This is a genomic window from Cupriavidus sp. SZY C1, assembly GCF_032190535.1.
Taxonomy (GTDB): Bacteria; Pseudomonadota; Gammaproteobacteria; order Burkholderiales; family Burkholderiaceae; genus Cupriavidus; species Cupriavidus pauculus_C.
This window is the reverse complement of sequence record NZ_JAUANU010000001.1, coordinates 170895-184082: the sequence shown is the minus strand read 5'-3', so window position 1 is coordinate 184082 and position 13188 is coordinate 170895. Positions and strand designations below refer to the sequence as shown.

Annotated in this window: 10 protein-coding genes; 5 read left to right on the top strand and 5 right to left on the bottom strand. The window is 69.6% G+C overall.

The features are described 5' to 3' along the window. The first annotated feature begins 8 nt into the window (after positions 1 to 8). From pncB to rmuC, 5 genes are all read left to right on the top strand, one after another. Positions 9 to 1184 (top strand): nicotinate phosphoribosyltransferase, encoded by a 1176-nt coding sequence (gene pncB / locus QTN24_RS00860; protein WP_124683795.1) that lies wholly within the window; start codon positions 9 to 11, stop codon positions 1182 to 1184. Between the two features lie 51 nt (positions 1185 to 1235). After that, a complete protein-coding gene (locus tag QTN24_RS00855; protein WP_313835017.1) occupies positions 1236 to 1922 on the top strand; it encodes a lactate utilization protein C in 687 nt (228 codons plus the stop codon). A 200-nt stretch (positions 1923 to 2122) separates the two neighbouring features. Next, complete coding sequence (locus QTN24_RS00850) at positions 2123 to 3553, top strand: sodium:proton antiporter (protein ID WP_124683797.1); 1431 nt, start codon at positions 2123 to 2125, stop codon at positions 3551 to 3553. A 5-nt stretch (positions 3554 to 3558) separates the two neighbouring features. After that, positions 3559 to 4554 carry a 2-hydroxyacid dehydrogenase gene (locus QTN24_RS00845; RefSeq protein ID WP_124683798.1) on the top strand — a complete coding sequence of 332 codons (996 nt, stop codon included), beginning with the start codon at positions 3559 to 3561 and terminating at the stop codon, positions 4552 to 4554. A 23-nt stretch (positions 4555 to 4577) separates the two neighbouring features. Next, positions 4578 to 5939, top strand: coding sequence for a DNA recombination protein RmuC (gene rmuC, locus QTN24_RS00840; RefSeq protein WP_313835016.1), 1362 nt, complete (start codon positions 4578 to 4580; stop codon positions 5937 to 5939). 65 nt (positions 5940 to 6004) lie between these two features. Here the strand turns inward: rmuC and QTN24_RS00835 are convergent, their stop codons facing one another. The 5 genes from QTN24_RS00835 to QTN24_RS00815 all read right to left on the bottom strand — a co-directional run bounded on the left by QTN24_RS00835 (position 6005) and on the right by QTN24_RS00815 (position 12974). Then, positions 6005 to 6286: a hypothetical protein gene (locus tag QTN24_RS00835; RefSeq protein ID WP_124685079.1), complete on the bottom strand. Its 282-nt coding sequence runs from the start codon at positions 6284 to 6286 to the stop codon at positions 6005 to 6007. A 264-nt stretch (positions 6287 to 6550) separates the two neighbouring features. Then, positions 6551 to 7837: a gephyrin-like molybdotransferase Glp gene (glp, locus tag QTN24_RS00830; protein ID WP_313835015.1), complete on the bottom strand. Its 1287-nt coding sequence runs from the start codon at positions 7835 to 7837 to the stop codon at positions 6551 to 6553. Between the two features lie 24 nt (positions 7838 to 7861). Then, on the bottom strand, positions 7862 to 8461 hold the full coding sequence (gene mobA, locus QTN24_RS00825; RefSeq protein ID WP_313835014.1) for a molybdenum cofactor guanylyltransferase MobA: 600 nt from the start codon (positions 8459 to 8461) through the stop codon (positions 7862 to 7864). Then, the gene (gene moaA / locus QTN24_RS00820; protein ID WP_313835013.1) at positions 8461 to 9585 is read right to left on the bottom strand and encodes a GTP 3',8-cyclase MoaA; all 1125 of its coding nucleotides are present in this window, start codon (positions 9583 to 9585) and stop codon (positions 8461 to 8463) included. The genes mobA and moaA overlap by 1 nt, the downstream gene beginning before the upstream one ends. Positions 9586 to 9815: 230 nt before the next feature. Continuing rightward, positions 9816 to 12974, bottom strand: a complete 3159-nt coding sequence (locus QTN24_RS00815; RefSeq protein ID WP_313835012.1) for an Rne/Rng family ribonuclease — start codon at positions 12972 to 12974, stop codon at positions 9816 to 9818. Positions 12975 to 13188: the final 214 nt, after the last annotated feature.

Sequence of the window (13188 nt, the reverse complement as noted above, 5' to 3'; positions counted from 1 at the left end):
GCTTCGCTATGATCATCCGCTCCCTGCTCGACACCGACCTGTACAAGTTCACGATGATGCAGGTGGTCCTGCACCATTTTCCGCAGGCCCAGGTCGAGTACCGCTTCAAGTGCCGCAACGCCGGCGTGGACCTGACGCCCTATGTCGACGAGATCCGCGACGAACTGCGCCAGCTCTGCGAGCTGCGCTTTACCGACGACGAACTCGAATACCTGCGCGGCATGCGCTTCATCAAGAGCGATTTCGTCGATTTCCTCGCGCTGTTCCACCTGAACGAGAAGTACGTGGTCGTCCAGCCGTCGGCCGGCGGCAACGGCGAGATCGACATCACGATCCGCGGGCCGTGGCTGCACACGATCCTGTTCGAGATTCCGCTGCTGGCCATCGTCAACGAGGTCTACTTCCGCCGCACGCAGCCGCAGCCGGACCTGACCGAGGGCCGCCGCCGGCTGGAGGCCAAGCTGGCGCTGCTCAAGGCGTCGCCGTACGCCGACTGCGTGATCGCCGACTACGGCACGCGCCGCCGCTTTTCCGGCGACTGGCAGGAAGAGGTGCTGCTGTCGATGCGCGCCGTGCTGGGCCCGCAGCTTGCCGGCACCAGCAACGTCCACTTTGCCCGGCTGCACAACATGACGCCGCTGGGCACCATGGCCCACGAATACCTGCAGGCGTGCCAGGCCCTGGGGCCGCGCCTGCGCGACTCGCAGGTCTACGCGCTGGAGAACTGGGCGCGCGAGTACCGCGGCGACCTGGGCATCGCGCTGTCCGATACCTACGGCTTCGACGCCTTCCTGCGCGATTTTGACCTGTACTTCTGCAAGCTGTTCGACGGCGTGCGGCACGATTCGGGCGACCCGTTCGAGTGGGGCGAGCGCATGATCGCGCACTACGCCGCCAATCGCGTCGACCCGCGCGGCAAGACGCTGATCTTCAGCGACGCGCTGCACATCCCGAAGGTCATCGAGCTGTACGAACGCTTCCGGGGCCGCTGCAAGCTCGCGTTCGGGGTGGGCACCAACCTGACCAACGACCTGGGCTACACGCCGCTGCAGATCGTGATCAAGATGGTCCGCTGCAACGGGCAGCCGGTGGCCAAGCTGTCGGACACGCCCGAGAAGACCATGTGCGACGACCCCGGCTACCTGGCCTACCTGCGTCAGGTGTTCGAAGTGAAGACGGCCTGACCGGCCCGCGACCAACGTATCCGATCCACCGACCGCCATCCGCCCCCGACCATGGAAACCAACGCCGCCCGTGACCGCATCTTCGCCCGCATCCGCGCCGCCCAGGGCAGGGGGCCGGCCGTGACCCAGGGCGAGCGTGACGCCGTGGCCGACTACCTGGCCCGGCACCCGCAGGGCCCGCAGCCGCCGGTGCCCGACGACCGCGCCGAAGCGTTCGCCGTGCAGGCGCGCAGGATGGCGTCGACGGTGGACCGCGTGGCGACGATGGCCGATGTGCCCGGCGCGGTGGCGCGCTATCTCGACGGCCTGCGGCTCGCCCGCCGCGCGGTGGCGTGGACCGCGCTGGGCAGCCTGCCGTGGACCGAACAGGGGCTGGACGTGGCGTGCCGCCCGCCGCTGCGCGACGCCGAGGCCGATCGCGACCATGGCGACCTCGTCGGCATCACGGGCTGCTTCGTGGCCATCGCCGAGACCGGGTCGCTGATGCTGCTGTCCGGGCCGGACACCTACGCGTCGGCCGCGCTGCTGCCCGAAACCCATATCGCCGTGGTGCCGGTGGGGCGTATCGTCGCCAACCTGGAGGAAGCGTTCGCCCGGATGCGCGCCGAGCACGGGCAACTGCCGCGCGCCACCAACATCATCAGCGGGCCGTCGCGCACGGGCGACATCGAGCAGACCATCGTGCTGGGCGCGCACGGCCCGTACCGCGTGCACGTGATCCTGGTCGACCAGGACTGACGCATACGGGTTTGCGCCAGTCGCGCTCCGGCTGGTGCACTTTCAGACCTTTCTCCAGGGGCTTTGCTTTACACTGGCCCCTTTCCCGCGTGCCGACGTCCCGAACGCCCTGGGCCCTGCCCGGACGCGCGCGCCTTGCCGCCGGTCCTGCGGCCCATGCCCAGCATGGGCCGCGTTGCGATGAAGGAGAAACCTGCCCGATGCGACGTGTCGTCACGCTGCTACCTCAAATGCTGTTCGCCACGATGCTGCTGTGCCCCGCATGGGCCCACGCGGCCGATCTCGATGGCGCCACGCTGTCGCCGATCTGGGGCGTGCCGTTCGCCGGCGTCCTGCTCTCCATCGCGCTGTTCCCGCTGTTCGCGCCGAAGTTCTGGCACCACCACTACGGCAAGGTGGCGGCGGCCTGGGGGCTGCTGTTCCTGGTGCCGTTCGCGGCCCAGTTCGGCCTGCACGCGGCGGCGGCCAACGTCATCCATGCGCTGCTGGGCGAGTACGTGCCGTTCATCGTCCTGCTGACGTCGCTCTATGTGGTGGCCGGCGGCATCTGCGTGCGCGGCAACCTGCACGGCACGCCCCGGCTCAACACCGGCATCCTGGCGCTGGGCACGGTCCTGGCCAGCCTGATGGGCACCACGGGCGCGGCCATGCTGCTGATCCGCCCGCTGCTGCGCGCCAACGACAACCGGCGCCACGTGGCGCACGTGGTGGTCTTCTTCATCTTCCTGGTGGCCAACGCCGGCGGCTCGCTGACGCCGCTGGGCGACCCGCCGCTGTTCCTGGGCTTCCTGAAGGGCGTGGAGTTCTCGTGGACGCTGCGCAACATCTTTCCGGAGACGCTGTTCATCTGCGTGGCGCTGCTGATCATCTTCTACGTGATCGACCGGCACTACTACCTGAACCGCGAGGAGGAACTGCCGCCGGCGCACGACCCGACGCCCGATTCCACCCGCCTGCGGATCGACGGCAAGATCAACTTCCTGCTGCTGCTGGCCGTGGTGGGGCTGGTGCTGATGAGCGGGCTGTGGAAGCCCGGTATCTCGTTCGACGTGATGGGTACCGACGTGACGCTGCCGGCGCTGGTGCGCGACGTGCTGCTGGTGGGGGTGACGCTGGTGTCGCTGCTGGCCACGCCGCGCACCGCGCGCAGCGGCAACGAGTTCAACTGGGAGCCGATGCTGGAGGTGGCCAAGCTGTTCGCGGGCATCTTCCTGACGATCATTCCGGTCATCGCCATGCTCAAGGCCGGCACCGACGGCGCGTTCGCCGGCGTGATCCGGGCGGTCAGCGACAGCAACGGCCAGCCGATCGACAGCATGTACTTCTGGGCCACCGGCCTGCTGTCGTCGTTCCTGGACAACGCGCCGACCTACCTGGTGTTCTTCAACACGGCCGGCGGCGACGCCGCCACGCTGATGACGCGCGACGCGTCCACGCTGGCCGCGATCTCCGCCGGTGCCGTGTTCATGGGCGCCAACACCTACATCGGCAACGCGCCCAACCTGATGGTCAAGGCGATTGCGGAAAGCCGCGGCGTGCGCATGCCGAGCTTCTTCGGCTATATGGCGTGGTCCTGCGGCGTGCTGGTGCCGCTGTTCCTGGTGATGACCTTCCTTTTCTTCCACGTATGACTGCCATGAAGCCCTCCATCCTTGTCACGCGCGCGATCTTCCCCGACGTGATCGCCAAGCTGGCGCAGTACTTCGACGTCGACGCCAACCAGGAAGACCTGGTGCTGGACGCGGCGGCGCTGCGTGCGCGGCTGGCGGGCAAGGCCGGCGTGCTGGCCAACGCCGCCGACCGGATCGACGGCGACCTCGTGGCCGCGCTGCCGCAGTTGCGGGCGGTCTGCAACATGGCGGTGGGCTACAACAACCTGGACGTGCCGGCGCTGACGGCGGCCGGCGTGGTGGCGACCAATACGCCCGACGTCCTGACCGAGACCACCGCGGACTTTGGCTGGGCGCTGCTGATGGCCACGGCCCGCCGGGTCACCGAATCGGAGCACTACCTGCGCGCCGGCAAGTGGGAGCGCTGGAGCTACGACATGCTCGTCGGCATGGACGTCCACGGCAGCACGCTGGGCATCCTGGGCATGGGGCGGATCGGGCAGGGCCTGGCGCGCCGTGCGGCCGGGTTCGGCATGCAGGTGCTCTATCACAACCGCAGCCAGTTGCCGGCCGACGTCGAGCAGTCGCTGAACGCGCGCTACGTCAGCAAGGACGAACTGCTGGCGCAGTCGGACCACCTGATCCTGGTGCTGCCGTACAGCCCCGCGAGCCACCATGCCATCGGCGCCGCCGAACTGGCGCGGATGAAGCCGACGGCCACGCTGATCAACCTGGCGCGCGGCGGCATCGTCGACGACGCGGCGCTGGCCGCCGCGCTGCGCGAGCGCAAGATCTTCGCGGCCGGCCTCGACGTGTTCGAGGGCGAGCCGAGCGTCCACCCGGACCTGCTGACGGTGCCGAACGTCGTGCTGACCCCGCACATTGCCAGCGCGTCGGAGAAGACGCGCCGCGCCATGGCCAACCTGGCGGCCGACAACCTGATCGCCGCGCTCGATGCCGGGCCGCAGGCCGGCCATCCGCCCACCGTGATCAACCCCGAGGTCATGTCGCGCCGCCGCTGACGGCACCCGGATCGCCAGTTTTCATGACGTTGATACCCTTGCTGACCCTGGTCGCCGCCGTGGCGGCCGTGATACTGCTGGCCGTGCTGCTGGTGCGGCTGTCGCGCCACGGGCCGGGCGACTTGCAGCCGATGCTGGGCGACCTGCGCGACGACGTGCGCGAGGACACCGCGCGTGGGCTGGAGCGGCTGGAGCGCGAGCTGCGCGCGGAACTGGCCGACAACGCGCGCGGCAGCCGCAGCGAGGCCGGCCAGCAGATGCTGCGCTTCCAGCAACAGCTTTCGGCGCAGCTGACCAGCATCGCCACGGTGCAGCAGCAACAGCTTGCGCAGATGTCCGAGGCCAACGAGCGGCGGCTGGCCGACGTGCGCGCCACGCTGGAGCAGAAGCTCCGCGACATCGAGGCCAACAACGCGGCCAAGCTGGAGGAAATGCGCCGGACCGTCGACGAGAAGCTGCACGCCACGCTGGAGCAGCGGCTGGGCGAATCGTTCAAGCTCGTGTCGGAGCGCCTGGAGCAGGTGCACCGCGGGCTGGGCGAGATGCAGGTGCTGGCGCAGGGCGTGGGCGACCTCAAGCGCGTGCTGACCAACGTCAAGACGCGCGGCACCTGGGGCGAGGTGCAACTGGCGATGCTGCTGGAACAGATCCTGACGCCGGACCAGTACAGCAAGAACGTCGAGACCGTCCAGAGTTCGGGCGCGCGCGTGGAGTTCGCGATCCGGCTGCCGGGGCGCGAGGTCGGCGGCAGCCCGGTCTGGCTGCCCATCGACGCGAAGTTTCCGAAAGACCAGTACGAGCGGCTGGTCGACGCGCAGGAGCGGGGCGACGTCGACGGCGTCCAGCTGGCCAGCCGCGAGCTCGAAGTGGCCGTGCGCCGCGAGGCGCAGACGATTGCCGAGAAGTACCTGGCGCCGCCGGCCACCACCGACTTTGCCATCCTGTTCCTGCCGACCGAAGGGCTCTACGCCGAGGTGCTGCGCCGGCCGGGCCTGACCGACCTGCTGCAGCGCGATTTCCGCGTGACTGTGGCCGGGCCGACGACGCTGACGGCGTTGCTCAACAGCCTGCAGATGGGGTTCCGCACGCTGGCGCTGGAAAAGCGTTCGAGCGAGGTGTGGGAAGTGCTGGGCGCGGTCAAGACCGAGTTCGGCAAGTTCGGCGAGGTCCTGGCCAAGACGCGCGACACGCTGGTGCGCGCGGCGCGCAACATCGAACAGGCCGAAGTCCGGACACGCCAGATGGAGCGCAAGCTGCGCACCGTGGAAGCCCTGCCAGGCGAAATGGCGGAACAGCTATTGGGAACGGCGGCGTCGGGAACGCTGGGGATCGGTACGCCAGCCGGCGACGCGGCGGCGCCGGAGGACGATACGGGGCGGGAATAGATCGCGACACAGCCGGCACGGCGCCGGCAGGCCCGGTGCAGGGCGGTCCGGCGCGGTCCGGTCGCTCAGGCGCGGTCTTCGGGGCTCAGTTCGCGGACGTGGACCTCGATGCCGCCAAAGCGGGCGGCCACCCAGTTGTAGGCCAGGCAGCCCAGCCACAGCAGGCCGAAGCCGATCAGCGCGTTGAGGATCAGGGCCGTGAAGACGGCAATGCCGGGCAGGTCGCCGTAACGCACGAAGGCGACGAACAGGCCCATGGCGACGATCGGCACCGAGAAACACAGGTACACGAGCACGAGCGCGCGGGCAGTCTTGACGGGATGGAGGTACGCGATCTCCTGGTGCATGACGACGGACAAGATATTGGGGGGTTCGGATTTTCGTGCTGCAAGTGTAGCGATTGGGGCTTGCGACGCCTAGACCGCCCCCCAAACGGATGAGGCAAATCCCGCTGCACGCGGTGCTTTCGCGCAAAGAGTGCGGCACAAAAACGACACCGTGCGCCGGGGCCGCGATGGCGCCGCGTGCAGGCCCATCGCGCGCCGGTATGAATCCTTCTCATTCATGCCGATGTGGCGGATCGGGGCCGGTCGCGCCGGCGCCTGCGGCGGTCAGATCAGGCCGTCGAACAGCACGATCTGCACCGTGTCGCCGGCGGCCACCGGGCCCTGGTCGTGGTCGAGCACGACGAAGCAGTTGGCCTCGCTCATCGACCGCAGCACGCCGGAGCCTTGCTCGCCGGTCAGCCGCACCTGCAGGTAGCCATCTGGCCCGGCGGCGACGATGCCGCGCTGGAACTCGGTGCGGCCCGGCTTCTTGCGGATCGGCGTGGTCGTCCGCACGCAAATGCGGGGCAGCGGCGCCACATCGGCGCCCATCAGGCGGTGCAGCGCGCCCCGGACGAAGTGGTAGAACGTCACCATCACGGCCACGGGGTTGCCAGGCAGGCCGAACAGCACCGCGTCATGGCCGTTCGACGAGATCCGGCCGAAGGCCATCGGGCGGCCCGGGCGCATGGCGATCTTCCAGAACGTGACCTCGCCGAGCTTGTCCATGATCTGCTTCGTATAGTCGGCATCGCCCACCGAGACGCCGCCCGACGTGATGATGGCGTCGGCGGTCTCGCACGCGCTGCGGAACGCGGCTTCCATGGCGGCCGGATCGTCGCGCACCACGCCCATGTCGATCAGGTCCACATTGAGCCGGCGCAGCATGCCGTGCAGCGTGTAGCGGTTCGAGTCGTAGACGCAGCCAGGGTCCAGCGGCTCGCCGATGGAGCGCAGTTCGTCGCCGGTGGAGAAAAATGCCACGCGCAGCCGGCGGCGCACCTTGACCTCGGCCACACCCAGCGACGCCAGCATGCCCAGGTCGGCCGGCGTCAGGATGCGCCCGGCGCGCAACGCGGCCTGGCCGCGCGACAGGTCCTCGCCACGCTGGCGGCGGTTGTCGCCAGCCCGCACGGCGTCGGCGGCAAAGCGCACCAGGTTGCCGCCGGCCTGGACCTCGACCAGTTCCTGCGGAATCACGGTATCGCAGCCGGGGGGCAGGGTGGCGCCGGTCATGATCCGCACGGCCTGGCCGGCCTGCGCCTCGCCGTTGAAGGCGGTGCCCGCGTAGGCCGTGCCGATGACTTCCAGCGCGATGTTGCCGCCGGCGCCCGCCAGCGCCTGGCCGGCGAACGCGTAGCCGTCCATGGCCGAGTTGTCGTGCGGCGGGACGTCGATCGGCGAGATCACGTCGTAGGCCAGCACGCGGTCCAGCGCGGCGCGGATAGCCAGTTGCTCCACGCCCTGCACCGGCTCCAGCACGCCGGCGATGATCGCGTTGGCCTGGTCCACCGGCAACGCGGTGGGGTCATAGTCGGACTGGCAGGAAATCACGGATTGCAACGAAGGCATGGCGGGAGGACCGGGGATGTAGTGTCAGGGCGCCTCGTGCTGGCGCAGCTCGTCGAGCGTGTTGAAGTTGGCGAATGCCATGGCGTCGTCGAACGGCACCTGCGCCAGCCGCCGGCGCGTGACCCAGTGCTCGATCTTGCGGTCGCCCGCATCAAGGTAGGCGCGCAGGCTGGCGGCGGCCGCGGCCGGCATCAGGCAGAACACGGGCTGCAGGCGGCGCTGGCCGTCGGGCTCGGTCGTCACCGGCACGGCCAGCTCGGCCCCTTCGGCGTCGATGGCGCGGGCCAGCCGCTGCACCAGGTCATCGGGCAGGAACGGCGTATCGCAGGGCACCGTGACCAGCCACCCGGTGCGGCAGTGGGCCAGCCCGGCCAGCATGCCGGCCAGCGGACCGGCAAAGTCGGGCATGGTATCGGCGATGACCGGCACGCCAAACGCGGCGTAGCGGTCGGGGTGGCGGTTGGCATTGATCAGCAGCGGACCGGCCTGCGGCGCCAGGCGGTCCAGCACGTGGCGCACCAGCGGCACGCCCCGGAACGGCTGCAGGCCCTTGTCGGTGCCGCCCATCCGGCTGCCTCGGCCGCCGGCCAGGATCAGGCCCGTGATGTCGTCGCGCGCAATCATCAGCCGCCGATGTACGACATCTCGATCTTGCGTTCGGCCCGCGCCGCGCGGATGGCCGGGTCGCTGCGCTGCTCGGAATAGTTGTCGGTGCGGGCCTGCCAGACTTGCGCGATGGCGTTGCCGATGGCCAGGTCGCTGTGGCCGCCGCGCAGCAGCGCGCGCAGGTCGTAGCCTTCGGTGGCGAACAGGCACAGGTAAAGCCGGCCCTCGGTGGACAGGCGGATGCGGCTGCAATCGCCGCAGAAAGCGTGCGTGACGCTGGAGATCACGCCGATCTCGCCGCCGCCGTCGCGGTAGCGCCAGCGCTCGGCGGTCTCGCCCGAATAGTTGGCCTGGACGGCTTCCAGCGGGAAGACCTGGTCGATGCGGCGCACCACGTCGGCGGACGGCAGCACCTCGTCCATCTGCCAGTGGTTGCTGGCGCCCACGTCCATGAACTCGATGAACCGGACGATGATGCCGCTGTGCCGGAAATGCCGCGCCATGGGCACGATTTCCTGGTCGTTGGTGCCGCGCTTGACCACCATGTTGACCTTGATCGGCGCCAGGCCCACGGCCTGCGCCACCTCGATGCCGTGCAGCACGTCGCGCACGGCAAAGTCCACGTCGTTCATCTTGCGGAACGTGGTGTCGTCGATGGCGTCCAGGCTGACCGTCACGCGCGTCAGCCCGGCGTCGCGCAGCGACTGCGCCTTGCGGGCCAGCAGCGATGCGTTGGTCGTCAGCGTCAGGTCCAGCGGCTTGCCGGACGCGGTCTCGATGCGCGCCAGCATTTCCACGAGCCGTTCGATGTTCTTGCGCAGCAGTGGCTCGCCGCCGGTCAGCCGGATCTTCTCCACGCCCTGCGCCACGAACAGCCGGGCCACCCGCTCGATTTCCTCGAAGCTGAGCAGTTCGGAGTGCGGCAGGAACGTGTAGTCCTTGTCGAACACTTCCTTCGGCATGCAATAGACGCAGCGGAAGTTGCAGCGGTCGGTGACGGAGATGCGCAGGTCGTGCAGCGGCCGGCCCCGCGTGTCGGCAACGAGCCCGGTCGGCGCCATCAGGCGCGACGGAATGCTCGGCACCATCGAACGGTATCGATGGTCGCGCAGGTCGAAGATCGGGATGACAGTGTCGGTCATGGCAGAGTGGGGCCGCGGCCGTCCGGCGCTTGGGCGCCCCGGGGACCGTTCTGCCTGCCATTCTAGCCGAGGGCGGCGCGTCGCCGCGCGCAACACTGTCATGACAGATGTACACATGACCGCGGGGCGCGGCAGTACAGTTGGGCGGGCTGTGCCAAGTCAGGCCGGCGGCACAAACGAAAAAAGGGACGGCGCCTGCCGTCCCTTCTGGTGACCCGCCCGGAGGTGGGTTATTGCTGCTGCTGCTGTTGCTGCGCCATCTCGCGCTGGTTGCCACCGGTTTCCACCAGGACCATCGGACCCTGGGGCAGCGGGGGCAGCGGCTTGCGCTCGCGTGGCACGCGCGGGGCCGGCGCGATGCGGGCGGCGGCTTCCTGCGCGGCGGCGTGCTTGGCGCTGTCCGTGCGGACCCACTCCAGGCCAGCCGTTGCCAGCATCGACTCCAGCGCCGGGGCGCTGGTGCCGGCCGGTGCCGGCGCGGCCGGGGCGATCGCGGCCGGAGCCGGCGTTTCCACGGCGGGCACCGGGGCGGGCGCCACTTCGGCCGCCGCGATCACGGGCTCGGGCAGGGCCGGAGCCGTGGCGACGGGCGCCGGTTCGGCGTGAACCTCGTCGGCACCGTGCGTCGGCGCCGGCGTCACCACCGGAGCCGGTTGCGGCTGGGCCACGGCGGCAAACACGGGTTCGGCGGCCGGTGCCGGTGCCGGAGCGGCGGCCTCGGACTGCGCCGGGGCGGCCTGGACGACCGGCTCGGTGGCGACCAGCGCGCTGGCTGCGGCCACTTGCGGGGCCGGCGTCTCGGCCACGGCCGGTTGCACGGCCGGGGCGGCAGGTTCGGCAACCGGTGCGGCCTGCGCCACCGGGGCGGCTGCCGATGCCGATTCGTCTTCCGACTCGGTCACGCCGGCGCTGACTTCGGCTAGGTTGCCTTCGTTGCCTTCCACGCCTGCGCCTTCCTCGCGCTCGCGGCGATAGCGGTTGCGGCCACGACGGTTGCGGCGGCGGCGCTCTTCGCCTTCAGCCGTTTCCGCGCCGGCTTCGGCGCCCGGGGCGCCTGCCGGCAGGTCCAGCGCGGCCATCACGGCCGGTGCGGCCTCGGCGGCTTCCAGTGCCGACTGCGGCGCGACGCCTTCGACGTTCAGCGCTTCCTCGGACTCGCGGGACTCGCTGCGCTCGCGCTGGCGGTCACGTTGACGCTCGCGGCGTTCCTGGTTGCGCTCGCGGCGCGCCTCGGTACGCTCGCCCGCAACGACTGCCGGGGCAGCCGCCTGCTGGCCTTCGCGCGGGGCGCGGGGCTGGCGGTCGCCACGCGGCTCGCGCGGTTCACGGGCTTCGCGCGGCTCGCGGGGTTCGCGGGCTTCACGTGCCTCGCCGCGCTGGGCGTCGGCGCGATCGGTGCGTTCCGTACGCTCGCCGCGTTCGCCGCGTTCGCCGCGCTGGCCACGGCCCTGGCGCTCGCCGCGCTCGCCGCGGGATTCGCCACCACGCTCGCCGCGGCCCTGGCGGCCTTCGCCGCGCTCGCCGCGCTCACCACGTTCGGCGCGCTGGCCACGTTCGCCACGACCCGGACGGCCTTCGCCGCGTGCCTGGCCCTCGGCCGCCGGCCTGGCGGCTTCAGCCACCGGCGCGGGGGCCGGTTTGGCGCCGAACAGGCCCTTCAGCCAGGCGACGAAACCGCCACTTGCCACCGGCTGGGTGGCGGGCGTCGGACGGGCAGTCGGGGCTTCCGGCTTCGGCGCGCGCTCGGGGCGCGGCACCGACACGGGCGCCGGCGCGTCGGGCGTAATGCCCTTGACGGCGGCTTCCTGGCGCGGACGCGCATCTTCCTTCTTGCGGCTGCTGTAGCTGGTGTCGGCTTCCAGCTCCTTGGCGGCGGCCTCGGCCATGCGGTAGCTGGCGGTCGAGTCCTCCAGGCGCGGATCGTCGTGGCGCAGGCGCTCCAGCTTGTAGTGCGGTGTCTCCAGATGCTTGTTCGGGATCAGCAGCACGTTCACCTTGAAGCGCAGCTCGATCAGGTTGATGTCCTGGCGCTTCTCGTTCAGCAGGAAAGCGGCCACTTCCACCGGCACCTGGCAGTGGATGGCGGCCGTGTTTTCCTTCATCGCCTCTTCCTGGATGATGCGCAGCACCTGCAGGGCGGACGATTCGGTATCGCGGATGTGGCCTGTTCCATTGCAGCGCGGGCAGGTGATGTGCGAGCCTTCCGACAGCGAAGGACGCAGGCGCTGGCGCGACAGCTCCATAAGGCCGAAGCGGCTGATCTTGCCCATCTGCACGCGGGCGCGGTCGTGGCGCAGGGCGTCCTTCAGGCGCGTTTCCACGTCCTTCTGGGCCTTGCCGGACTCCATGTCGATGAAGTCGATCACGATCAGGCCGCCCAGGTCGCGCAGGCGAAGCTGGCGGGCGATCTCGTCGGCCGCTTCCAGGTTCGTGCGCAGCGCGGTTTCCTCGATGTCCGCACCCTTGGTGGCGCGGGCCGAGTTCACGTCAACCGACACGAGGGCTTCGGTATGGTCGATCACGATGGCACCGCCGGACGGCAGCATTACCATGCGCGAGTATGCCGATTCGATCTGGTGCTCGATCTGGAAACGCGAGAAGAGCGGCACGTCGTCGCGGTACTTCTTCACGCGGTTCATGTTGTCGGGCATGACCACGCTCATGAAGGCGCGCGCCTGCTCGTAGATCTCGTCCGTGTCGATCAGGATTTCGCCAATGTCCGGCTGGAAATAGTCGCGGATGGCGCGGATGACCAGGCTCGATTCCAGGTAGATCAGCAGCGGGGCCTTGTTGTCGCCGGCGGCGCCGTCGATGGCCTTCCAGAGCTGGAGCAGGTAGTTCAGGTCCCACTGCAGTTCCTCGGCGGCGCGGCCGATGCCGGCCGTGCGCGCGATGATGCTCATGCCTTCCGGCACCTGCAGCTGCGCCATGGTCTCGCGCAGTTCCTGGCGGTCCTCGCCCTCGATGCGGCGCGACACGCCACCCCCGCGCGGGTTGTTGGGCATCAGCACCAGGTAGCGGCCGGCCAGCGAGATGAACGTGGTCAGGGCGGCGCCCTTGTTGCCGCGTTCTTCCTTCTCGACCTGGACGATCAGTTCCTGGCCTTCGTGCAGCGCGTCCTGGATGCGCGCGTTGCGCACGTCCACGCCGTCCTTGAAGAACGCGCGTGCCACTTCCTTGAACGGCAGGAAGCCGTGGCGCTCTTCGCCGTAGTTGACAAAGCAGGCTTCCAGCGACGGCTCGATGCGGGTGATGACGCCCTTGTAGATGTTGCCCTTGCGCTGCTCGCGCCCGGCAGTTTCGATGTCGATGTCGATCAGTTTCTGACCATCGACGATCGCGACGCGCAACTCCTCCTGTTGCGTCGCGTTGAACAGCATGCGTTTCATCGCAATACCTCACTCCAGTGTCACAGGCACGCTTCTGTCATGAATGGATCATGCCTGCGACGGTCCAGGGAGCACGCGAGGAAAGCTGAGCGAGGGCGGGAGAATTGCCGGAGTTGCCGGGCACGCCAGGGTGGCGCGCGCCGGCTGGGCGCGGGTGAAAGGAGAGGCTGTCGGCGTCCCGGTCATCCGCGATGAAGGCTGCGGCGGGTCCGCT

Excerpts from the sequence above, each read along its gene's own strand:
- glp (WP_313835015.1), bottom strand. The coding sequence starts at position 7,837 with ATGCCTTCGTTGCAATCCGTGATTTCCTGCCAGTCCGACTATGACCCC.
- mobA (WP_313835014.1), bottom strand. The coding sequence starts at position 8,461 with ATGATTGCGCGCGACGACATCACGGGCCTGATCCTGGCCGGCGGCCGA.
- pncB (WP_124683795.1), top strand. The coding sequence starts at position 9 with ATGATCATCCGCTCCCTGCTCGACACCGACCTGTACAAGTTCACGATG.
- QTN24_RS00815 (WP_313835012.1), bottom strand. The coding sequence starts at position 12,974 with ATGAAACGCATGCTGTTCAACGCGACGCAACAGGAGGAGTTGCGCGTC.
- QTN24_RS00850 (WP_124683797.1), top strand. The coding sequence starts at position 2,123 with ATGCGACGTGTCGTCACGCTGCTACCTCAAATGCTGTTCGCCACGATG.
- QTN24_RS00845 (WP_124683798.1), top strand. The coding sequence starts at position 3,559 with ATGAAGCCCTCCATCCTTGTCACGCGCGCGATCTTCCCCGACGTGATC.
- moaA (WP_313835013.1), bottom strand. The coding sequence starts at position 9,585 with ATGACCGACACTGTCATCCCGATCTTCGACCTGCGCGACCATCGATAC.
- rmuC (WP_313835016.1), top strand. The coding sequence starts at position 4,578 with ATGACGTTGATACCCTTGCTGACCCTGGTCGCCGCCGTGGCGGCCGTG.
- QTN24_RS00835 (WP_124685079.1), bottom strand. The coding sequence starts at position 6,286 with ATGCACCAGGAGATCGCGTACCTCCATCCCGTCAAGACTGCCCGCGCG.
- QTN24_RS00855 (WP_313835017.1), top strand. The coding sequence starts at position 1,236 with ATGGAAACCAACGCCGCCCGTGACCGCATCTTCGCCCGCATCCGCGCC.